Source organism: Pseudomonas sp. M2, from assembly GCF_015751845.1.
Lineage (GTDB): Bacteria > Pseudomonadota > Gammaproteobacteria > Pseudomonadales > Pseudomonadaceae > Aquipseudomonas > Aquipseudomonas putida_E.
The window spans coordinates 5,116,938-5,137,438 of the sequence record NZ_JADOUD010000001.1; the positions used below are offsets into that span (position 1 = coordinate 5,116,938).

Annotated in this window: 16 protein-coding genes; 13 read left to right on the plus strand and 3 right to left on the minus strand. The window is 64.9% G+C overall.

Features of this window, described 5'->3' with window-relative positions; all coding sequences use genetic code 11:
* Positions 1 to 24: 24 nt before the first annotated feature.
* From IWW33_RS23720 to IWW33_RS23730, 3 genes are all read left to right on the plus strand, one after another.
* On the plus strand, positions 25 to 1,110 hold the full coding sequence (locus tag IWW33_RS23720) for a metal-dependent hydrolase (protein WP_196914405.1): 1,086 nt from the start codon (positions 25 to 27) through the stop codon (positions 1,108 to 1,110).
* Between the two features lie 3 nt (positions 1,111 to 1,113).
* Complete coding sequence (locus IWW33_RS23725) at positions 1,114 to 1,815, plus strand: TraX family protein (protein ID WP_174141172.1); 702 nt, start codon at positions 1,114 to 1,116, stop codon at positions 1,813 to 1,815.
* 67 nt (positions 1,816 to 1,882) lie between these two features.
* Positions 1,883 to 2,794, plus strand: coding sequence for a LysR family transcriptional regulator (locus tag IWW33_RS23730; RefSeq protein ID WP_174141173.1), 912 nt, complete (start codon positions 1,883 to 1,885; stop codon positions 2,792 to 2,794).
* Between the two features lie 84 nt (positions 2,795 to 2,878).
* On the opposite strand, the gene IWW33_RS23735 is transcribed toward IWW33_RS23730, so the two are convergent.
* A complete protein-coding gene (locus tag IWW33_RS23735) occupies positions 2,879 to 3,976 on the minus strand; it encodes an alkene reductase (RefSeq protein ID WP_174141174.1) in 1,098 nt (365 codons plus the stop codon).
* 336 nt (positions 3,977 to 4,312) lie between these two features.
* On the opposite strand from IWW33_RS23735, the gene IWW33_RS23740 reads away from it, so the two are divergent.
* Positions 4,313 to 6,493 carry a PQQ-dependent dehydrogenase, methanol/ethanol family gene (locus IWW33_RS23740; protein WP_046786166.1) on the plus strand — a complete coding sequence of 727 codons (2,181 nt, stop codon included), beginning with the start codon at positions 4,313 to 4,315 and terminating at the stop codon, positions 6,491 to 6,493.
* A 7-nt stretch (positions 6,494 to 6,500) separates the two neighbouring features.
* The gene (aldA, locus tag IWW33_RS23745; RefSeq protein ID WP_174141175.1) at positions 6,501 to 7,934 is read left to right on the plus strand and encodes an aldehyde dehydrogenase; all 1,434 of its coding nucleotides are present in this window, start codon (positions 6,501 to 6,503) and stop codon (positions 7,932 to 7,934) included.
* Positions 7,935 to 8,019: 85 nt separating this feature from the next.
* Here the strand turns inward: aldA and IWW33_RS23750 are convergent, their stop codons facing one another.
* Positions 8,020 to 9,933, minus strand: coding sequence for a sigma-54-dependent Fis family transcriptional regulator (locus tag IWW33_RS23750; protein ID WP_174141176.1), 1,914 nt, complete (start codon positions 9,931 to 9,933; stop codon positions 8,020 to 8,022).
* Positions 9,934 to 10,026: 93 nt separating this feature from the next.
* Positions 10,027 to 11,547, minus strand: coding sequence for an apoptosis inducing factor family protein (locus tag IWW33_RS23755; protein WP_174141177.1), 1,521 nt, complete (start codon positions 11,545 to 11,547; stop codon positions 10,027 to 10,029).
* A 215-nt stretch (positions 11,548 to 11,762) separates the two neighbouring features.
* On the opposite strand from IWW33_RS23755, the gene IWW33_RS23760 reads away from it, so the two are divergent.
* The 8 genes from IWW33_RS23760 to IWW33_RS23795 all read left to right on the plus strand — a co-directional run bounded on the left by IWW33_RS23760 (position 11,763) and on the right by IWW33_RS23795 (position 20,500).
* Entirely contained in the window at positions 11,763 to 12,860 is a 1,098-nt protein-coding gene (locus IWW33_RS23760; RefSeq protein ID WP_174141178.1) for a sugar diacid recognition domain-containing protein, read from the plus strand.
* A 112-nt stretch (positions 12,861 to 12,972) separates the two neighbouring features.
* Positions 12,973 to 14,112, plus strand: coding sequence for a glycerate kinase (locus tag IWW33_RS23765; RefSeq protein WP_174141179.1), 1,140 nt, complete (start codon positions 12,973 to 12,975; stop codon positions 14,110 to 14,112).
* A 297-nt stretch (positions 14,113 to 14,409) separates the two neighbouring features.
* Positions 14,410 to 15,726 carry an AMP-binding protein gene (locus tag IWW33_RS23770; RefSeq protein ID WP_174141180.1) on the plus strand — a complete coding sequence of 439 codons (1,317 nt, stop codon included), beginning with the start codon at positions 14,410 to 14,412 and terminating at the stop codon, positions 15,724 to 15,726.
* The gene (locus tag IWW33_RS23775; RefSeq protein ID WP_174141181.1) at positions 15,723 to 17,438 is read left to right on the plus strand and encodes a prenyltransferase/squalene oxidase repeat-containing protein; all 1,716 of its coding nucleotides are present in this window, start codon (positions 15,723 to 15,725) and stop codon (positions 17,436 to 17,438) included. Before IWW33_RS23770 ends, IWW33_RS23775 begins: the two co-directional genes overlap by 4 nt.
* A gap of 9 nt (positions 17,439 to 17,447) precedes the next feature.
* A complete protein-coding gene (locus tag IWW33_RS23780; protein WP_046786173.1) occupies positions 17,448 to 17,855 on the plus strand; it encodes a hypothetical protein in 408 nt (135 codons plus the stop codon).
* Positions 17,852 to 18,136, plus strand: coding sequence for an acyl carrier protein (locus IWW33_RS23785; RefSeq protein ID WP_174141182.1), 285 nt, complete (start codon positions 17,852 to 17,854; stop codon positions 18,134 to 18,136). Before IWW33_RS23780 ends, IWW33_RS23785 begins: the two co-directional genes overlap by 4 nt.
* A complete protein-coding gene (locus IWW33_RS23790; protein ID WP_174141183.1) occupies positions 18,133 to 19,128 on the plus strand; it encodes an acyl-CoA synthetase in 996 nt (331 codons plus the stop codon). The genes IWW33_RS23785 and IWW33_RS23790 overlap by 4 nt, the downstream gene beginning before the upstream one ends.
* Entirely contained in the window at positions 19,115 to 20,500 is a 1,386-nt protein-coding gene (locus tag IWW33_RS23795) for an amidase (protein ID WP_174141184.1), read from the plus strand. The genes IWW33_RS23790 and IWW33_RS23795 overlap by 14 nt, the downstream gene beginning before the upstream one ends.
* Position 20,501: the final 1 nt, after the last annotated feature.

Here is a 20,501-nt window from a genome sequence, read left to right on the forward strand (position 1 = left end):
ATTGCCCACTCAGGAAACCTTCCCTTGGACTCCATTACCCAAGCCGTACTCGGCGCCGCGCTGCAAGGCACAGTGCTTGGCCGTATCCAGGGCCGCCGCTCGTTGATCTACGGCGCCGCACTGGGCACCGTGCCGGACCTGGACGTGGTCATCCGCTACGCCGACCCGGTGTCGCAAATGACCTACCACCGCGGCTTCTCCCACTCGATCTTCGTGCTGACCGGCCTGGCCCTGTTGCTCGCCTGGCTGGTCAACCGGCTGGGCCGCACGCGCTGGCCTGACAAAGGCTGCACCTTGCCCAGGCTGTTCCTGGCGTTCTGGCTGGTACTGGTGACCCACCCGATCCTTGATTCATTCACGGTATACGGCACGCAGCTGTTCTGGCCGTTGCAGTTCACCCCGCAAAGCTGGGCCAGCGTGTTCATCATTGACCCGGTGTACACCGTGCCGCTGCTGGCGGCCGTGCTCTACGCCGCTATCAGGGGCGTGAGCGGCAAGGCGTTGCGCCTGATGAGCCTGGCCCTGGTGTTCAGCACGGCTTACCTGGGGTTCGGCCTGGCCGGCCGCATGGCCGCCGAGCAGCGTTTCCAGGCTGCCCTCGAGCAGCAGGGGATTGTCGCAAACGAGGTGCGCGCGGTACCGATCGCGTTCAACAGCCTGGTCTGGCGCGTGCTGGCCAAGACCCCGGATGGCGATTATTACGAAGGCGTCAGTAGTGTGTTCGACCGTGCGCCACCGGAAATGCAGCGCCTGCCGCGTAACCTGCAGCTTGCCACCGCATTGGTCGATGCCCCCCTGCTGCAGCGCCTGCGCTGGTTTACCGATGACTGGTTACGCTATGACGAAGTGGACGGCGCGCTTGTCGTGACCGACCTGCGCATGGGTATCCCCGGCAACTACACCTTCCGCTTCAACATGGCCCATCGCGATGGGCAGGGTCACTGGATTGCCCACACGCCAAGCGTGTGGCGGGGCAGCGGGGTCGGTGGGATGTTCAACCGCCACGATCTGACGCTGATCTGGCGCCGCATCCTCGACCAGCAACCACCGTTGCCATTGGCCGCCTGGACCACCCAATACCTGCACCAGGCCGACGGCCCCGGGCGCTGAGGCGTGCGCTCAGCGGGGTTGGACCTGGTCAAGTGGACGGCCATCGTAACCATGGTTGCCGACCACGTACGTTTCCTCTGGCCGGCTGCCGAGGGGCTGTTCATTGTCGGTCGCCTGGCCTTCCCATTGTTCTGCCTGGCGATCGCAGTGAATGTCGGGCGCAGCACACCGGGCCGGCTGTTTACCCGTGCCAACCTGCGCTACCTGGGCTGGATGCTGGCTTTCATGGTGCTGTCTGAAGGGCCCTATCGTTGGCTGGACCCTGCTACCCAGACCTTCAGCGTGATCCCCACTCTGACCTTAGGGCTGCTGGTGGCCTGGGCTGTGCACCACCCCCCGGCGTCAGCGCGGCTAATCGGCCTTGGCGCCGTGCTGATTGCAACCGGGTGCAGCGCGCAACTGATGTACGGGTTGCCCGGCGTACTGCTGCCTGCGGCCTGGCTGATGGCTCGCAGCCGAGGGGGAGTGGCCTGGCTGCTGCCGTGCCTGTTGGCTGTGGCGGGCAACCTGACCAACAGCTGGTTGCTCGAACACCTGCTGGCACCGGTTACCTTGCTGACCATGGCCGCTGCAGCCCTGGCCATACCTGTCGGGTGCATGCTGCTGCGCCACAACCACTGGCCTGTGCCTGCGGTGGGGCGCTGGGGGTATCTGTTCTACCCGTTGCACTTGCTGGTCATCAAGGCACTGCAGTGGATGCTGTAACGAGGCCCTTGCAATACTGCAATACGCACCCATTTAAGCGGGTCTTCAGTATCCGCAGGAACCTGACATGGAACCCAACCGCTTCGGCGACATCACCGCTTTCGTCAGTGCGGCGAAGGCGGGCAGTTTTACCGCTGCAGCGGCGAGCCTGGGGCTGACCCGTTCAGCCGTGGGCAAGAGCATCGCGCGCCTGGAGGCGCGTATGGCGGTACGCCTGCTCAACCGTACCACGCGCAAATTGAGCCTGACCGATGAGGGTTTGGTGGCGTATGAGCGCTGGCGGCAGATTCTCGATGACCTGGACGAGGTGGAAAGCACCATGGCCCAGCGGCGTGGCAAGCCCACCGGCACGCTGCGCCTGACCGGCCCGCTGTCGTTGGGCCAGCGGCATGTGTTGCCGGTCCTCGATGCTTACCTCAAGCAATGGCCGGAACTGCGCGCCGACATTCGTTTTACCGACCGTTTCGTCGATCTGGTCGAGGAGGGCGTGGACGTAGCCGTACGGATCGGCGCACCCAAGGAAGACTCACAGTTGCTCACTCGCACTGTGGCCTGGCAGCAGTTCGTTACCTGCGCTTCGCCGGAATATTTGCGCCAGCACGGGGTGCCGCAGGTGCCTGCAGACCTGTACGGGCATGACAAGATTGCCTTCCTGACAGGGGAAAAATCCATGCCCTGGCGCTTTCACACGCCAGAGGGCCTGCACCTGTGCGAGGAGCCCGGGCGGCTCAATATCGACAGCTCCGAAGCCATGCTCGATGGCGCACGGGCAGGGTTCGGGCTGATTCACCTGCCCACCTACATCACCGGGGAGGACCTGCGCGCGGGCACGCTGGTGGAGGTGTTGCACGCCTACAGGCCACCGGCCGACCCTATTCGCGTGGTGTACCCGAGCAAACGCCACCTGTCTCCGCGAGTACGGGGGTTCATCGACCTGCTGGTGGCGAGTTGGGAGCACGGAGTGCCCTGGGAGCAGTGATTGTGAATGTCAGGCCCCTGAAGCCGGGTTCAGCCCTGGCGCGCCTACAGCTTCGAGCCTGTAGGCGCGGGGCCCCTCATGCCATCAAGCCTGTTTCAGGAACGGGTAATCCGTATACCCCTCAGGCCCGTTTGCATAGTCGAACTGTGGCCGATGCTCATTCAGTGGCGCCTGAACCCGCAGGCGTTCCACCAGGTCCGGGTTGGCGATGAAGCTGCGCCCGAACGCCACGGCATCGATCAACCCACGCCCGATCAGGTCTTCGCCTTTCTCTGCGGTATAGGCACCTGCGGCAATGATTACCCCTGGGTAAGCCGCCCGAATAGCCTTACGGAACGTATCGCGCAGCGGCTTGCCACCAGCCCAGTCCGGCTCGGACAGGTGCAGGTAGGCCAGGTTGCGCTTGGCCAGTTCCTTGATCAGGTACAGCCCTGCTGCCTCTTGATCTTCGCCATTGTCCACGCCATTGAAACCACCCAACGGGAAAATGCGGATACCCACGCGCTCGGCGCTCCAACCGGCAATGGCGGCATCCACCGCTTCGAGCACAATACGGGCGCGGTTCTCGACACTGCCGCCATATCGGTCCTCGCGCTGGTTGGCGCTGGGGGTGAGGAACTGGTGCAAAAGATAGCCGTGAGCGGCATGCAATTCGATGAAGTCGAAGTTGGCCTCGCGAGCATTGACCGCTGCCTGGCCGAAATCGGCGACTATGCCGGCGATCTCTTCCTCGCCCAGGGCACGCGGTGCTGAGGTCTCAGTGCGCAGCAGGTTGCCTTGCTCGTCACGCAACGTGGTACGGGCATTGGCAGGTAGGGCGCAGGGCGCCACTGGCGCCTGACCACCAGGCTGCAAGGTAGTGTGCGACACACGACCGGTGTGCCAGACCTGCACGGCGCTGTGGCCGCCTGCAGCATGAATGCCTTCGTTTACCAGGCGCCAGGCGGCAATCTGCTCGGCGGTGTGAATGCCTGGCGAACCCGAGTAGCCCTTGGCCTGGAAGGAAATTTGCGTAGCCTCGGTAATGATCAGGCCTGCACTGGCACGCTGGGCGTAGTACTCGGCCATCATCGGGGTGGGTACATCGCCGGGCTCCAGGCTGCGCAGGCGGGTGAGGGGCGCCATGAACACGCGGTTGGGCAGCGTCAGTGGGCCGATCTGCAAGGGTTGGAAGAGTTTCATTGCCGCTCCGAAGGTGAAAGAACCAATGGCGCGCACGATACCGGGATGATTGGGGAATGGGGGGACCGGCACCCCGGCGGCAGGCTCCCCAATGGCTTTGATCACGCAGGTCAACACACTTTTCAGGGCCGAGGGAGCGGCTGGCACACCTGTGTCATGTCTGCAGCAGCTGTTTCATCGTTGCGCCAGTCCGTGCTGCCTGGCGATTGCCGGCAGTGCAGCGTCGAACCGCTCTGGCATGGCGGTTTGGCAAGCTCATTGTGCCAATGGCACAGCCGTTGCTCTGTGTGTTCCGACGCCTGATGCGGTGTCCATAACAAGAACGGAGAACCGAGCATGAATCGAACAGGCCCGCACCGTCGGCCTCTGCCGCACTTGCTGAGCTGCCTGGCCTTGAGCCTGGCGTGCAGCGCACCTGCCTTCGCCGCCGAAGTCGACGGCCAGCGCATCATCGACGCCGACAAGGAACCCGGCAACTGGATGAGCCACGGCCGTACCTATGACGAGCAGCGCTACAGCCCGCTCAAGGCGATCAACCAGGGCAACGTCAACCAGCTCGGCCTTGCCTGGAGCTACAAGCTCGACCTTGACCGTGGCGTGGAGGCAACACCAATCGTGGTTGACGGGGTGATGTACACCACCGGGCCGTTTTCGGTGGTGTACGCCCTGGACGCGCGCAATGGCACGCTGCTGTGGAAGTACGATCCGCAGTCTGACCGCCACCGCGCCGGTGAGGCCTGTTGTGACGCGGTCAACCGAGGGGTGGCGGTGTGGCAGGGCAAGGTCTATGTGGGTGTGCTCGATGGCCGCCTGGAGGCGATCGATGCCAAGACTGGCAAGCGCGTGTGGTCGGTGGACACCCGCGATGACGACAAACGCAGCTATACCATCACCGGGGCGCCGCGGGTGGTCAACGGCAAGGTGATCATCGGCAATGGCGGTGCCGAATTCGGTGTGCGCGGCTACGTGACTGCGTATGACGCCGAAACCGGCAAACAGGCCTGGCGCTTCTTCACCGTGCCGGGCGACCCCAAGCTGCCGCCCGAGAACAAAGCCATGGAGATCGCCAGCAAAACCTGGCACGGCGACGCGTATGTCGAGTGGGGTGGCGGCGGTACGGCCTGGGATTCGTTCGCCTACGACCCGGAACTCAACCTGTTGTATATCGGCGTGGGCAATGGCTCGATGTGGGACCCGAAATGGCGCAGCCAGGCCAAGGGCGACAACCTGTTCCTTTCCTCGATCGTCGCGGTCAATGCCGACACCGGCGAATACGCCTGGCACTACCAGACCACGCCAGGCGATGCCTGGGACTTCACCGCCACCCAGCACATGATCCTGGCCGAGCTGCCCATTGACGGCAAACCGCGCAAAGTGCTGATGCAGGCGCCGAAAAACGGCTTCTTCTATGTGCTGGACCGTGCCACCGGTGAGCTGCTGTCGGCGAAGAACATCGTGCCGGTCAACTGGGCCAAAGGCATCGACATGAAGACCGGGCGGCCGATCATCGACGATGAGGCGGCGGCCTACTGGAAGGACGGCAAGCGCAAGCTGGTGACCCCGGCTTTCTGGGGCGCCCATGATTGGCACCCAATGTCCTACAACCCCGACACGGGCCTGGTGTACATCCCGGCGCATATCATGTCGGCCTACTATGAGCACATCCCCGAGGCGCCCAAGCGCAACCCGTTCAAGAGCGTTTACCAGTTGGGGCTGCGCACCGGCATGATGCCTGAAGGCGCCGAAGGCCTGCTGGACATGGCCAAGAGCTGGTCGGGCAAGCTGATCGCCTGGGACCCGGTCAAGCAGGCGCCGGCGTGGGAGGTGCCGTACATCACCATCTTCAACGGCGGCACCCTGAGCACTGGCGGCAACCTGGTGTTCGAAGGCAGCGCCGATGGCCGGGTGATCGCCTATGCCGCCGATTCGGGCAAAAAGCTCTGGGAGTCGCCCGCCGCCAGCGGCGTGATGGCTGCCCCGATCACCTATTCGGTGGACGGCGAGCAGTACGTGACGTTCATGGCCGGCTGGGGCGGGGCGTTTTCCACCTTCGCCGGCGCGTTGTCGCTGCGCGCCGGGGTGCAGCCGTTCGCCCAGGTGCTGACCTACAAGATCGGCGGTACCGCCAAGTTGCGTGAGCCGGCGCCACCGGCCGACGCACCGGAGCCGCCCGCGTTGACCGCCGATGCGCAAACGGTCGCTGCCGGGGCCGCCCTGTATGACGGCAACTGCTCGCAATGCCACGGTATCCACGCCGTCAGTGGTGGTGTGCTGCCCGACCTGCGCAAGCTCACTGCCGAAAAGCACCAGATGTTCCTCGGCATCCTCTATGGCGGCAGGGTACCCGATGGCATGCCTTCGTTCGCCGACAACCTCAAACCCGAGCAGGTCGAGCAGGTGCACCAGTACCTGATCAAGCGCGCCCATGACTTGAAGGCCGAAGGCGATGCGTGGCAGCGGTTCAGCGCCAAGCCCGTCGCCCAGCCGCCCCTGGCCGACAACACACCACAGGAGTGACACGAGCATGACAGACACGACCTACCAGAACTTCATCGACAACGCGTTTGTACCCAGCGAGGCACTGATCGAGGTCTACAACCCGGCCAACGCCCAGTTGCTCGGGCGGGTGCCAGAAACACCGGCCGAACAGGTGGAGCGCGCCATCGCAGCAGCACGCAAGGCGCAAAAGGGCTGGGCGGCGAAGACAGCCATTGAACGGGCAGGCTACTTGCGCCAGATCGCCAGCAAGGTGCGGGCCAATGCCGACCGCCTGGCGCGGATCATTACCCAGGAGGGCGGCAAGGTGCCGGCGCTGGCCCAGGTCGAGGTCAACTTTACCGCTGACTACCTTGACTATATGGCCGAATGGGCGCGCCGCCTGGAGGGCGAGGTACTCAGCAGCGACCGCGCCCACGAACACATCTTCCTGATGCGCAAGCCACTGGGCGTGGTGGCGGGGATTCTGCCGTGGAACTTCCCGTTCTTCCTCATCGCACGCAAGATGGCGCCGGCGCTGCTCACCGGCAATACCATCGTGATCAAGCCCAGTGAGGAAACCCCCATCAATTGCTACGCGTTCGCCCAGTTGGTGGCCGAGACAGACTTGCCCGCAGGCGTGTTCAACGTGGTGGGCGGCAAAGGGGCGAGCGTCGGTCACGGGCTGTCGAGCCATGCTGGTGTCGACCTGGTGAGCTTCACCGGCAGCGTGGCTACCGGCGCGCGGATCATGGCCGCGGCCGCACCGAACATTACCAAGCTCAACCTCGAACTGGGCGGCAAGGCCCCGGCGATCGTGCTGGCTGACGCCGACCTGGACCTTGCGGTGAAAGCCATCGTCGCCTCGCGCGTGATCAACACCGGCCAGGTCTGCAACTGTGCCGAACGTGTGTATGTGGAGCGCAAGGTGGCCGACGCCTTCGTCGACAAGGTAGGCCAGGCCATGGCGGCCATCCGCTATGGCGACCCTTCGCGCCAGGCCGATCTGGACATGGGGCCGCTGATCAACCAGGCCGGCCTCGACAAGGTGGCGCAGATGGTGCGCACGGCCGTAGGGCAGGGCGCCCAGTTGGTGACCGGGGGGCAGGTCGCCGACCTCGGCGCCGGGTTCCATTATCAGCCGACTGTGCTCGCCGGCTGTGCTGCGGACATGGAGATCATGCGCAAGGAGATCTTCGGACCGGTATTGCCGATCCAGGTGGTCGACGATCTGGACGAAGCGATTGCCTTGGCCAATGACAGTGAGTATGGGCTGACCTCATCGCTCTATACCCGTGACCTGAATGCAGCGCTGAAGGCTTGCCGCGAGATCGACTTTGGCGAGACCTACATCAACCGCGAGAACTTCGAAGCCATGCAGGGCTTCCACGCCGGTGCGCGCAAGTCCGGCATCGGCGGGGCGGATGGCAAGCACGGGCTGTATGAGTACACGCGCACCCAGGTGGTGTACATCCAGGGGTAAGTCTTCACCCCAGCGTCCCTGTCTTGCCGGCGATGCAGACGCTGGGGTGCATGGCACCGGCCTGCCGGCGATAGGGGCGCACCGGTCACCCCAACAGGTTTGGCTGCACGATCGCGTACCGCTTCATCTTGCGGTACAGCGTCGAGCGCGAAATGCCCAACGCCTGCGCCGCTGCGCTCATGTTCCAGTGCTCACGCTTCAAGACCTCCAGCAAATGCCGCGCCTGAAGGTCTTCCACCTGTTGCTCGAGCGCTGCAGGCTGGGCAGGCGCTGCACCGTCCAGCAACTCCTGGGGCAAGTCGGCCAGTTCGATCACACCGCCCTCGGCCAGCGCTACCGCCTGGCGCAGGGCGTTGAGCAGTTGGCGCACATTCCCCGGCCACGCATGGCCCAGCAGGCAACGATGCGCCTCGGCGCTCAAACGCAACCCCGACCCGGCCGACAAGCCAGAGAGCAGCGCATCGATCAGCTCGCGGCGGTCGCTGCGCTCACGCAGGGCCGGTAACCTCATGCGCATCCCGCACAGGCGATAGTAAAGGTCTTCGCGAAAACGCTTTTCGCCAATCATGGCCTGCAGGTCCTGGTGCGTCGCCGATATCACCTGGATATCAAGCGCCACTGGCGTTTCTGCACCCAGTGGCACCAGTTCACGTTCGGCCAGCACCCGTAGCAGGCGCGTTTGCAGGTGTGCAGGCATATCACCGATTTCATCGAGAAACAGTGTGCCGCCATTGGCGTGCTCCAGCTTGCCCTTCATGCCTTTGCGGCTGGCACCCGTGAAACTGCCGGCGCGGTAGCCGAACAGTTCGCTTTCGATCAATGACTCGGGTATCGCTGCGCAATTGAGCGCCACGAACGGCTTGGCATGGCGCTGGCTGGCCTGGTGCAGGGCGCGGGCGAAAGCTTCCTTGCCGGTACCGGTTTCGCCGTCGAGGAGGATGGCGATGTCCTTGTCCAGCACCTTGCGCAGCCGACGCACGCTTTGTTGCAGTTGCGCGTCCTGGCCTGCCAATTGTTCGAGGCCGGGGTGGCGAGCCCGTGCGGGCATCGGCGGTACAGCCGGCAGCGGGCGATAGCCGGCGGGGACGCGCAGGCCGACGTCCAGCAAAAGCGCTTGAGCATGGGCGCGCAACTGGGTACCGCGGGCGCCGCCACGGGTGAGGTCGAGCAGTTGGTCGATATCGGCGTGCAGCAGTTGCTCGACAGGCGCCCCCAGCAACTTGCCGCTGTGCGCAAGGAAGGCCGCCCGATTGGCACCGATCACCCGGCCACCTTCATCCAGCGCAAGCAACTGCTCGGCCGCCAGGTCCGAGAACTCGTCACGCGGTTTCAGCGCCAGGGTCAGGCGGTCGCGAAAGCGCTCGCGGAAATGGCTGTTCTCGATCAGCCGTGCGTACAGGGTCACCAACTGCAAGGTCAGGTGCTGTGCTTGCTTGGGACCGTCGTTGTACAGGCAGGTGGCATTCAGGCAACCGAGCAGTTGATTGTGGGCATCGAAGATCGGCGACACCGAGCAGCTCAGGCGGGCGTTAGCTGCCAGGAAGTGCTCCTGACGGTGGATGGTCAGGGCCTGCCGGCTAGCCAGAGCGGTGCCGATGCCGTTGGTGCCGGCCACCGACTCGTCCCAGCGCGCGCCAACGATCAGCCCGGAACGGGTATAGCGTTGCGGGTCGGCCGGCAAGCGGGCATCGAGGGTAATACCCTCGGCGTCACTGAGCAGCACGGCGAAGCCTGCATCCACAACGCGCCGCGCCAGGCCGCTGACACCCTGGCTGGCGATGGCCAGGTAGGCCTCATGCTGGGCCTGGTGCTGGCGGATTTCGGCGGCGCTGAGGATATTGTCGACGTGGCGCAGTTCAGGGTCCAGGTGATGCTGGTTGATGCTGCGGTACCAGGATTCGGCGATCACAGGCTCGGGCATCAGGCCACGTTCGGCGAAATGGCAATCGACGAATGCGGCCAGCTCACTGGCATGGGGTGAGGCGGTGTGCGCGGCCATGGGCGCTCCACGAAATTCTTGTTATTTGAGGTGGAGAAAACCATAGCTGATTTTTGCATGATCGGCAGCCGGCCTGGTGCGGGGCGAATGCGTTCAGCCGATCAACTCAAGCGCCTGAGCCAGGCTCAGTGACCGCTTCATACGCTGCGACAACTGCGCCATGGCATCCGAATAGCCTTTGGCGATCACAGCCTCCACCCGCTCACCTGCACATTGCAAGGCAATGAAATCGCCTTGCTCCGGCGCCCCGACAAACTCGATGCGGTCCCAGCCGCGCGCATGCCCCAGTACTTCATAGGTACGCCCATGCTGATAAGTCCAGAAGAACGGCACGTCTTCATACCGGCGTTGCTCGCCCAGCATGTTGGCGGCAGCTATGACACCGTGTTGCTGGGCCAGGCGCCAGTGCTCGATGCGCACCGGGCGGCCGGTGAGGGGGAAGGTCGCGATATCACCGGCCGCCCACAGCCGGTCGGCGGCCTGCAGCTCGGCGTCGACTGCAATGGAGTGGTCCTCGGCCAATTGCACGCCCTGCACGAAGGCAGTGGCCGGCGTGACGCCGGTGCCGAGCAAGACCAGTGACGTGTCGATTTTCTCGCCATTGCTCAGCAGCACGGCTTCGACGTGTTGCGCACCGATGAACCGCTCGATGTCGGTCGGGCCATGGAACGCCACGCCCTTGCGCTCATGCAGCGCGCGAATCGAGCGGCCAATGCGTTCACCCAACTGCATGCGTAACGGAACCTCGTGGCGGGTCACCACGTGGACCTGTGCGCCGTACGTGTGCAATGCCGATGCGGCCTCCAGGCCGATGAACCCGTCACCGACGATCACCACGGGCTGACCGGGTTCGGCGGCATCGAGCAGGCGCGCCGCATCTTCGCGCGAGCGCAGCGTCACGATGCCCGCCAGGCTTGCACCGGGCAGGTCAGGGCGTTGCGGCTTGCCGCCAGTGGCCAATAAGGCAGCGTCATAATCGATACGCTGGCCGTCGGCGAGGGTGATCTGGCGCTTTTTGGCATCCAGCAGGCGCACCTTGCCCGAGCGCCGTTCCAGTTGGCCTGTGCGCAACTGGTCAGCGTCAAGCAGCGCTGGCACTTCATCAGGCGGCATTTCGCCGGCAATCACGAATTTGCTCAGCGCAGTACGGTCATACGCCGGTTGCCGCTCCTGGTCGAGCCACACCAGGCGACCGCCGAACCCATGGGCCAGCAGCGTGGCAACCGCCGCCGAGCCTGCGGCACCGGCGCCGATGACGACGAAGCAGCGCGCATCGCTGTGACGCGGTGGCTCGGGATGCGGCAGAGGCTGGTCATCGACCCAGATTTCGCCATCCTTGACCCATGCGCGGTAACGGCGCAGGTCTGCCAGGGCCGGCGGCTCGCAGACCACGCCTTCGTCAACGGCGAAAGCGGCCTTGTGCCAGGGGCAGACCAGCAGGCCGTTGCATACCACGCCCTCTTCCAGCGGCGCTCCGGCGTGCGGGCAATTGGCCTGATAGGCGCGTACCTGCCCGGCGCTGCGAATCAGGATCACTTCTTCGCTGCCGGCTTGTACGCGAAGGGGGCGCTTGGGGTCGAGTTGCTCGAGGCGAGCCACGGCGTGCTGAGTCATGAATATTCTCCAAAGGGGGCCTTGGAACCATTTGACGCCTGGGATGACAGGGTGATGCAGTGATCTGACGGCCGGAAGGAGCGCCATGCTTCATGAGGGGCGTGTTCGGCCTTGGTCAGCGATAGAGCCGTGTGCCATGATCGGGCTTCTTGCGCCAAGGTCGCCTGTGCCGCGCCTGCTCGCGACCAAAACCCAATACCCTCAAGGACCACCGAATGTTCGAACTGGACCATGACCTGGCGCAGGATATTGTCGATCGGGCAATGGCCATTCTGCCGTGCAATGTCAATGTCATGGACAGCCAGGGGCTGATCCTGGGCAGTGGTGAGCCAGGGCGCATCAACACCCGCCACGAAGGTGCGCAGCTGGTATTGGCCAATGGCCGGATCGTCGAGCTGGATGCAGACGCCGCCAAGTGCCTCAAAGGCGTGCAGCCGGGGGTCAACCTGCCGCTGATGCTCGATGGGCGGCTGATCGGCGTGCTGGGGCTGACGGGTGACCCACAGCAACTGCGCACCTACGGCGAACTGGTGCGCATGACCGCCGAAATGCTGCTGGCCCAGCGCCATTTGCAGGTTGAACAGCAATGGCGGCGCCAGCGTTGTGATGATCTGCTGGCGTTGCTGCTCGGTGGTACGGGCGACTCGCCGCGGCTGCTGGACGAAGCGCAGCAATTGGGCCTGAAGCCGCAGTTGCCACGGGTGCCGTGTTTGTTCGAACTGCGTGCCGGCCCGGCGGCCGAGGCCTTGGCTGCCTGGTTGATGAGCCGTTACCCGGACAGTTGGTGCGTGAGCCCGGCACGCGATTCCTTGCTGTGGTGCCGCCCGGCCGGGGTGGCGCTGGATGAGGTGCGCCTGCTCGAGCGCGTGCAGCGCAGCGGCTGGCAGATCCAGCGCATGGCGCTGGGTAGCCCGGCGCAGAGCCTTGAGCAGTTGCGCCGCGGTTACCGGCGGGTTCGTGACCTGCTCGCCTATGGCCGCGAAGTGTTGCCAGGCGAGCAGCTGTTGAGCCTTGCGCGTTACCGTCTGCCGGCGTTGTTGTGGCGCCACCGCAATGAAGATGCGCTGGATGAGCTGCTTGAGCCGCTGCACCGCGTGCGTGCCAAGGATGCCAGCGGGCAGTTGCTCGCCACCCTGCGTGCCTGGTGCGCGCATGATGGCCAGAGCCAGGCCTGCGCCGATACCCTGGGGATTCACCGCAACAGCCTGCGCTACCGCCTGGAGCGCATTGCCGAGCTGGGCGAGGTCGACCCGTTGCGCCTGGAGGGCATGTTGAGCCTGTATCTGGGGTTGCAGCTGTTGCCAGCGGATTGACCTGGGCAAAAAGGCATTTGCCCAAACGACCTGTCGGCCGGTTTGTGCATCCGACCGAGGCCCCGACGCCGGACAACTGTCAGCATGCGGCCATCTGGACAGGAGAATCCCCATGAAAATCGTCATCGCCCCCGATTCGTTCAAGGACAGCCTTGATGCTGCCGGTGTCGCCCGTGCCATCGCCGCCGGCCTGGCCGAGGCGCTGCCGACCGCTGAGCTGCTCGAGTGCCCCATGGCCGATGGTGGCGAAGGCACCATGCAGGCGATTGTCGCTGCCAGCCACGGCGAACTGCGCCGGCAGACCGTTCGCGGGCCGCTCGGCCAGTGGGTGCAGGCCGGTTGGGGCTGGCTGGCCGAAAGCCGCACAGCGATCATCGAGATGGCCCAGGCCAGTGGTATCCAACTGGTGCCTAGTGCGCAGCGTGATGCCTGCCGCAGCAGCACCTGGGGCACCGGCGAACTGATCGACGCCGCGCTCAGCGCAGGGGCACAGCGCATCGTTTTGGCAATCGGCGGCAGTGCTACCAACGATGGCGGCAGCGGCATGCTGCGTGCCCTTGGGCTGCGTTTGCTGGACACCGATGGCCAGCCACTGGAAGAGGGCGGCCTGGCCCTGGCCGGGCTGGCACGTATCGATGCCAGCGGCCTTGACCCGCGCCTGGCGCAGGTTCAGGTCGAAGTGGCGGCCGACGTCGACAACCCCCTGTGTGGGCCCAATGGCGCTTCGGCGATCTTCGGGCCACAAAAGGGTGCCAGCCCCGAGCAGGTCCAGGCCCTGGACCAAGCGCTGGGCCACTTTGCCGACCATTGTGCGCAGGTGTTGGGCCAAGATGTTCGGGAACAGCCAGGGTGTGGTGCGGCCGGCGGCATGGGGTTCGCGGCCAAAGCCTTCATGGGGGCGCAGTTCCGCCCGGGCGTGGAAGTGGTGGCGGAGTTGGCCGGCCTCGATGCGTTGGTGAAAGGTGCCGACCTTGTGATTACCGGTGAGGGCCGCTTCGATGCCCAGACCCTGCGGGGCAAGACGCCGATGGGTGTGGCGCGTGTCGCCAAGCGCCATGGGGTGCCGGTGGTGGTGCTGGCGGGCACCTTGGGTGAAGGCTATCAGCAGCTGTATGCGCACGGTATCGATGCGGCATTCGCCCTGGCCAGCGGGCCGATGACCCTGGAGCAGGCCTGCGCCGATGCCGCGCACTTGTTGCGGGCCCGGGCCAGTGATGTTGCGCGGGTATGGCGTTGCGCCCACGGGCGCTGAAGCGTCTGCGGCAAACCCATGGCGATGCGCCGCGTGTGCGGCGCTCGGTCTCAAGGTTGCTGAAAACAGCCCGTGGCATGCCCCGGAAATACCCAAAACATCTTTGTCTGATATCCCACCGGATCCACGGCGCGAGGAATGAATAGCGCTCGGAAAAATCGCACTTGCTGATCAGGTTTTACCCGCTGAAGTTGCTGAATAATACCTCGTGACTATCACCGGCGGTTTCAAATAAGTATTTTACTTGAGCCGGACGCTCGCCAATTCTCTGCGCTGTTTATTCGAGAGGGCGAGTCGATGTTAGTTCACAGCGACCAGGATTACGGCGTGCTGAAGGCCGCGGAACGCGAGCTTCAGCTGCAGGCGGGGCATGTCCCCGACGCCGCATTTTATGAACGCAAGTTGCAAGCAATTTGGACGCGAGCACAACACAGCGCCCATTACGCAAACATAGGTCCTTACAGTTTCCCGGCCTTCCAGCAGTTGCCTGTAACCGCCAAGGCATTGCTCAAAGGCCAGCCGCTCGAGTTCTGCACGGTGGAACTGGGCGAGGCGGCCAAGTATTACGCCACCACCGGCACGACTGGCGAGCCGACCCCGACCCCGCGTTTGAAAGAAGACATCATCTGGAATGCCGTCAGTGTCGCCAGCTATTGGCGGGCAGTGCTGCGCCCGGGTTCGCGGGTGGCCAACCTGATGCCATCGGACATCGTGCCGGTAGGTGACCTGATCGCCAATGTCTGCGAGTACCTGGACGTTTCCCACGTGCGCCTCTATCCCTTCACCACCGGTATTACCGACTGGGAGCGGGTGTGCAACACCTTCGACACGTATCGGCCTACGGTCCTGTTCATTGCCCCGGGTGTGCTGGTGCAACTGACCCGCTACCTGAAACAGCGCGGATTGCTGCACAGCTTCGCCGAGTCGGTGCGCTCGATCATGCTGCTTGGCGAGGTCAACACCCAGCCGTTGCGCGAACGCCTGGCGCGCTGGTGGCAATGCGATGTTTTCGATGCCAGCTACGGCAGTACCGAAACCGGCACGCTGGCCGCAGTGGGCCAGGACGTGCAGATGCGCCTGGCCACTGCCACCAACTATTTCGAACTGCTGTTGCCCGACGGCAAGCTGGTCACCCCGGCCGAGGGGCTCACGGGCCGCCTCGTCGTTACGCCGCTCAACCTGTATGCACGCCCGCTGTTGCGTCTGGACACCGGTGACAGCGTGACCATCACCTCGCCTTGGCAGCCAGGCCAGGTCAGCCCGGCCTTGCTGATCAACGGGCGTGACAGCGATAGCGTCCGCGTGGCTGGCGTAGGCCTTGAGATCCGCGCGGTCGAGGAGTTGGTGTACGGCAGTTGCGATGCCACAGGTTATGTCATCGAAGTGGACCGCCAGGCTGACAGCGCCGCGCTTATCCTCGAACGTGACGTCGTCTGGGACAGCAGCCAGGAAGCGCGCCTGCAAGCGCATTTGCTGGAGCGCTGCGAGCAGCACATGGGGCTGCGCTGGAGCCGCGTACTGTTCGTCAACAACCTGTCGGCGCTGAACAAGAGTGGCGGGTCGCAAAAGAGCTGGAAGAAGACCAACCTGCGCTTTGTCGGTGGCCAGCAATGACGCCGCCACGATTCCCTCTGGGGCAGGGCCTGGGCAACGGCCAACCGGACTTGTGGTGCACCTATGCGGCCATACGCAGCCTGGCCTGGGTTGGGCGCCTTGAGCAGGTTGATGCACCGGTATTACAGGCCTACATCCTGTCTCGGCGCAACCGCGATGGCGGCTTTGCCTGGAGCAAGGGGATGCCCTCCGATGCCTGGGCCACGTTTTATTGCACCGAAACCCTGCACGACCTGGGCGTTGGCGTTGAACAGTGCGACGAAACAGCGGCCTGGATCGCTACGCTGTTCGATGGCGACGCCTATGCCATGTGCCCGGGCCAGACGGCGGACGTGTGGGCCAGCCACTATGCGCTGCGCACCTTGATCGAAGTGTGCCATGGCCAGGTGCGGGACACCGAGCCCCTGTATGCCTGGCTCGAGGGGTTGCAGTGTGCCAATGGTGGCCTGAGCTGGTCGGCGGATTTCGCCCGACGCAACCTGGCCGACACCCGTGCCTGCTTCTACGGCGTGATGGCTGCGCGAGCGCTGGCTCGCCAGGGCTTGCCGGCGCCGCAATGGAACCTGCCACGCCTGATCGGCTGGCTGCAGGCACAGCAGATGGATTGCGGTGGCTTCCGCTTCAGCGAAGCGGCGGCTGTGCCGTGCCTGTGGGCGACCTATCGCGCCACCGCAAGCCTTGCGGCATTGCAGGCGCAACCGCTGAGCCGTCAGCGCTGCGCTGAATGGATCGATGCCTTGCGCGGCCCGACCGGTGCCTTCGTGCGCTGGGCGGGTTATGACGGTGAGGATGTCTGGGCGGCGTTCTGCGCACTGGGTTCGCTAAAAGCACTGGGAGAGCCGGTGGCGCACCTGGCCGATGGCGTGGCAGCGTTCATCGCCACGTTGTCGATGCCCCAGGGCGGCTATTCGTATCGCCGGGCCGATACCGCCGCCGACGTGCTGACCACTGCGGCTGCCGTGCTGGGCGATAGCCTGGCGCAGCAGCCGCGCGATGCGGCCCTGCGCTGGATCGAAGGCTGCCAGATGCCCAACGAGCCTGGGATCATGTACATGCCAGGCCGTGGTGCCGAGGTGCGTTGCACCAATTGGGGCCTTGCAGCAGGTGCCTTCGCTGGCCAGCCAGGGCCCCGCCAGGCGATCGGCCGCTGGCTGGCCTCGCTGCAGAACCCTGACGGCGGCTTCGGTTTCTGGGAGGGGCGCGGCTCGGACATGGTGTCCACCGCATCGGCCGTGTCGATCTTGCGGCAATTGGGCGATGACAGCGGCGTAGACCTCGCGGCCATCGAACGCTACGTCGTCAGCTGCCGGCAGGCCCATGGCTACGCATCGTTCCCCCGTGGCGAAGTGTCATTGCGCGCCGGTTTGCAGGCACTGGCCTGCCTGGCCCATATCGGCAACGACGTCACTGAGGCTGCCGCCCGGTTACTGGCTGCGCACAAAGTGCGCCAGGGCGGCTTCGCCAACCAGGGGCAGCGCATTCCCGACCTGCTCAGCACCTACCAGGCCGTGGCACTGGCTGCCGACCTGGGCCTGCCGGTGGACCTTGCCCACCTGCGCTTTTTCCTCGACAAGGTGCGCGGCGCTGCCGGCCATGCCTGGTCGCCTTTGTTCCTGCAAGGGGTCGATGCGCTGTCCACCTGCCTGGGCCGCCTGCTCGACGCCTTTGCCCAAGGCCAGCGCCAGCAACTGCCCAGCTTGCAGCTGTCGTAAGGAGCCGCCATGCCCACCCTCACTGTTTGCTGTGCACCGCTGCAAGCGCTGGAGCGCAAGCGCCTGGCGCTGGCCTTTACCCGCCAGCTCAAGCAACTGGGCGCCGACACCGCCCATTGCATGGTGTTCTTCAACCCGTTACCTGAGGCCAGTGTGTTCAGCGCCGGCATGCCGATGCCCGTTGCCGACCGCGACGGTGCACCGGCGCAGTTCCATGTGCGCATCACCCTGTCACAGGCCCGCGACCGGCAGGCTCACCAGGCGCTGGCTGAAGGCCTGCACGGCTGCCTGCGCACGCATTACCCCAATGCCTTCATCTACCTGCACTTCGACCCGATCCTGCCCGAGCACGTGTTCTTCAGTGCCGGAGCGGAATTGACCAACGCTGCCCATCAACAAGGAAAGACCGGCTCGTGAACGACCTCAGCATTGAACAGCGTATCCGCCACACCCTCGCCCAGCTGCTTGGCGAGCACGTCGACGCCATCGATAAACGCGACAGTTTTCGTGACTTTCTCGGCGAACGCTTCGACAGCCTCATGGCTGTGGAAGTGATCACCGCCATCGAGGGCTGCTTCGACATCGAAGTGGACTACCTCAGCGATGATGTGCGCTTCTGGTTCGAAACCCTGGAAAAGATGGAGCAATTCGTCGGGCAAAAACTGGAAGACCAACTGACCCTGCAGGCCACCGAGTGAGCGCCGAGCATCTGTTTACCACCTCCGGCTCTACCGGTGCGCCCCGGCAATGGCTGCGCAGCCAGGTGCAGATGGAGCGCGAGGCAACGCTGATTCTCGGCCGTTGGGCGCCCGATGCACGGGAGATATTCTCGTTTGCGCCAGTCAGCCACAGCTACGGCATGATCCTTGGCGAGGTCGGTGCGAGGGTTTTGAACGCCCGGTTGCACGCCTGCTCGCTGGAGCAGCAACGCATGCCAACGCTCGACGGGGACGGTCCGTGCGTGATTCTCGCCATTGCCAGTACCTGGCGCGTGCTGCCGGCGCTGCTGGCCCGGCTGAGTGCCCGGCGTGCGGTACTGGTGGTGCACAGCGCCTCGTTGCTGCCGCCGGGGGCTCTGGCCACGGTGCAGCGCCATGCCGGGCCACAGGTGCGTTTCGTCGAACTGCTCGGTTCCACCGAAACCGGCGCCATGGCTTACCGCGAGCTGGATGCGCACAGTGATGCAGAGCAGCCCTGGACGCTGCTGAGCGATGTGACACTGCTCAGCCCCCCGGGCCAGCCCTGTGCGCTGAACGTGGCCAGCCCGCGCATCGCCCGCCAGCCGTGCCAGGCGCACGCCGCAGCCACGTATTGCTGCGATGACCAGGTACTGGCGCTGGACGCACAGCGCTTCCAGTGGCTGGGCAGGGCCAGCAGCCTGATCAAGGTCAATGGGCTGCGCGTCGACCTGGCCCGTCTGGCCAGTGACCTTGCTCAGCGCCTGGATTGCCCGGCGCTGGCCTGCGTTGCTGTGGCCGATGCGCTGCGCGGCGAAGCGTTCGAGGTGTTGTACAGCTGCGACACCCTCACCGAACACGCGGTGCTGGAGGCATTGCGCCAACTATCGCCGGGCCATCCATGGCCGGTTGCGGTACGCCGTGTCACCGACCTGCCTTTATCCGCCACCGGCAAGCCTCTGCCGTGGGCGGCTTCCACTTCTGTCAAGGAATACACCCATGAACCACGTTGACACTCAAGATGCCATCGCCCACTACCTCAGCAACTGCGGCGCCAACGCCACCCACGGCCGCGAGCAGCCCGAATACCTCGGCCTGAGCCTGCGCAAGCGCCATGAACTGCTGCAGCGCAGCCCCGCCCTGGCAGCGGACTGGGCAGCGCAGTACGCACAATGGTCCGTGCAAGCCGACAGCCACTACCGTTGCCTGACCAGCACCCGTGAGGTCGAGGCACCGTGGTACCGCCTGGGCGTGAAGGACACTGTTGACGTGCAAGGTTTGCCGACCCGCCTGGGCCTGCGCAGCTACCGCCACTACCCGCAGCGCAGCGCCGAGGCGCTGGCCTTCCTTGACCCGCGCATCGCGCTGACCTGCAAGGTCGCCACTACCGAGCTGAACATTGCCTTTGGCGCCGGCTGTCGTAACCCACACTTCCCGAGCATCGATCCGTCTGGCTCCAGCACAGGTTCGGCGGTGTCGGTGGCAGCGGGGCTGTGCGATATCTCGTTGGGCACCGATGTGCTCGGCTCGGTGCGCTGGCCTGCCTCGCACTGCGGCATGGTCGGCCTGCGCATGACCCAGAAGGCCGAGAGCCTGGCCGGGGTGTTTCCGTTATCACCGCGCATGGACGCACTGGGCTGGGTCGCCCGCAGCGCCGATGACCTCGACCTGCTGTTCCCGTTGCTGGGCCTGGAGCCACTGCTCGGCCAGCAACAGCCACTCAAAGAGCGCTATCGGGTCGCCATGCTGGAGCACGCGCTGGACCCGGCGCTGACCAGTGCGGCCATGCTCGACATGCTGGGCCAGGCACGCAGCGCACTGGCAGACCTGGGCATGGCGCCCGCTGAGGTTGCCATGCCGGACCTGTGGGCCTGCCGTGGCGACGCCTGGCAGCTGTGCGCACGGGATGCGTGGCTGGCCTCGGCTGCCTGGGCCCGGCGCTTCGACTGCGAGCTGCACTGGTCGACACTCAGCGCCCTGAAAGTGGGTGAGGGCGTTAGCGACGCTGACTACCGGCGCATCCACCAGCGCATGGACAAGATCCGTTCCGGTATCGAGGCCTGGTTCGACAACGCCCAAGTGGATTTCGTGGTATTCCCCATGGACCCTAACCGGCCATTCGACCGGCGCAACCCGCAGCCAGGGGACTCGACCATCCCTTCGCCCGCAGACGACGGCTATGAGCAGAAGATCAGCTTCACCCCGCTGGCCAGTTTCAGCGGCCTGCCGGCCATTACCGTGCCGATTTGCCTGAGTGCCGACGGCAAGGCGCCGCTGGCCGTGCAGATCATGGGCCGGCGTGACAGCGAGCGGCAGTTGCTGGATATCGCCAAGCGCCTGCAGGCCCTGACCGGCCTGCTTCCAACCCGTCGTCTTCAGGTGTAAG

Bases quoted from the DNA above. Each gene is read 5' to 3' on its own strand.
- IWW33_RS23730 (WP_174141173.1), top strand. From the start codon at position 1,883: ATGGAACCCAACCGCTTCGGCGACATCACCGCTTTCGTCAGTGCGGCG.
- IWW33_RS23735 (WP_174141174.1), bottom strand. From the start codon at position 3,976: ATGAAACTCTTCCAACCCTTGCAGATCGGCCCACTGACGCTGCCCAAC.
- IWW33_RS23740 (WP_046786166.1), top strand. From the start codon at position 4,313: ATGAATCGAACAGGCCCGCACCGTCGGCCTCTGCCGCACTTGCTGAGC.
- aldA (WP_174141175.1), top strand. From the start codon at position 6,501: ATGACAGACACGACCTACCAGAACTTCATCGACAACGCGTTTGTACCC.
- IWW33_RS23750 (WP_174141176.1), bottom strand. From the start codon at position 9,933: ATGGCCGCGCACACCGCCTCACCCCATGCCAGTGAGCTGGCCGCATTC.
- IWW33_RS23755 (WP_174141177.1), bottom strand. From the start codon at position 11,547: ATGACTCAGCACGCCGTGGCTCGCCTCGAGCAACTCGACCCCAAGCGC.
- IWW33_RS23760 (WP_174141178.1), top strand. From the start codon at position 11,763: ATGTTCGAACTGGACCATGACCTGGCGCAGGATATTGTCGATCGGGCA.
- IWW33_RS23765 (WP_174141179.1), top strand. From the start codon at position 12,973: ATGAAAATCGTCATCGCCCCCGATTCGTTCAAGGACAGCCTTGATGCT.
- IWW33_RS23770 (WP_174141180.1), top strand. From the start codon at position 14,410: ATGTTAGTTCACAGCGACCAGGATTACGGCGTGCTGAAGGCCGCGGAA.
- IWW33_RS23775 (WP_174141181.1), top strand. From the start codon at position 15,723: ATGACGCCGCCACGATTCCCTCTGGGGCAGGGCCTGGGCAACGGCCAA.
- IWW33_RS23780 (WP_046786173.1), top strand. From the start codon at position 17,448: ATGCCCACCCTCACTGTTTGCTGTGCACCGCTGCAAGCGCTGGAGCGC.
- IWW33_RS23795 (WP_174141184.1), top strand. From the start codon at position 19,115: ATGAACCACGTTGACACTCAAGATGCCATCGCCCACTACCTCAGCAAC.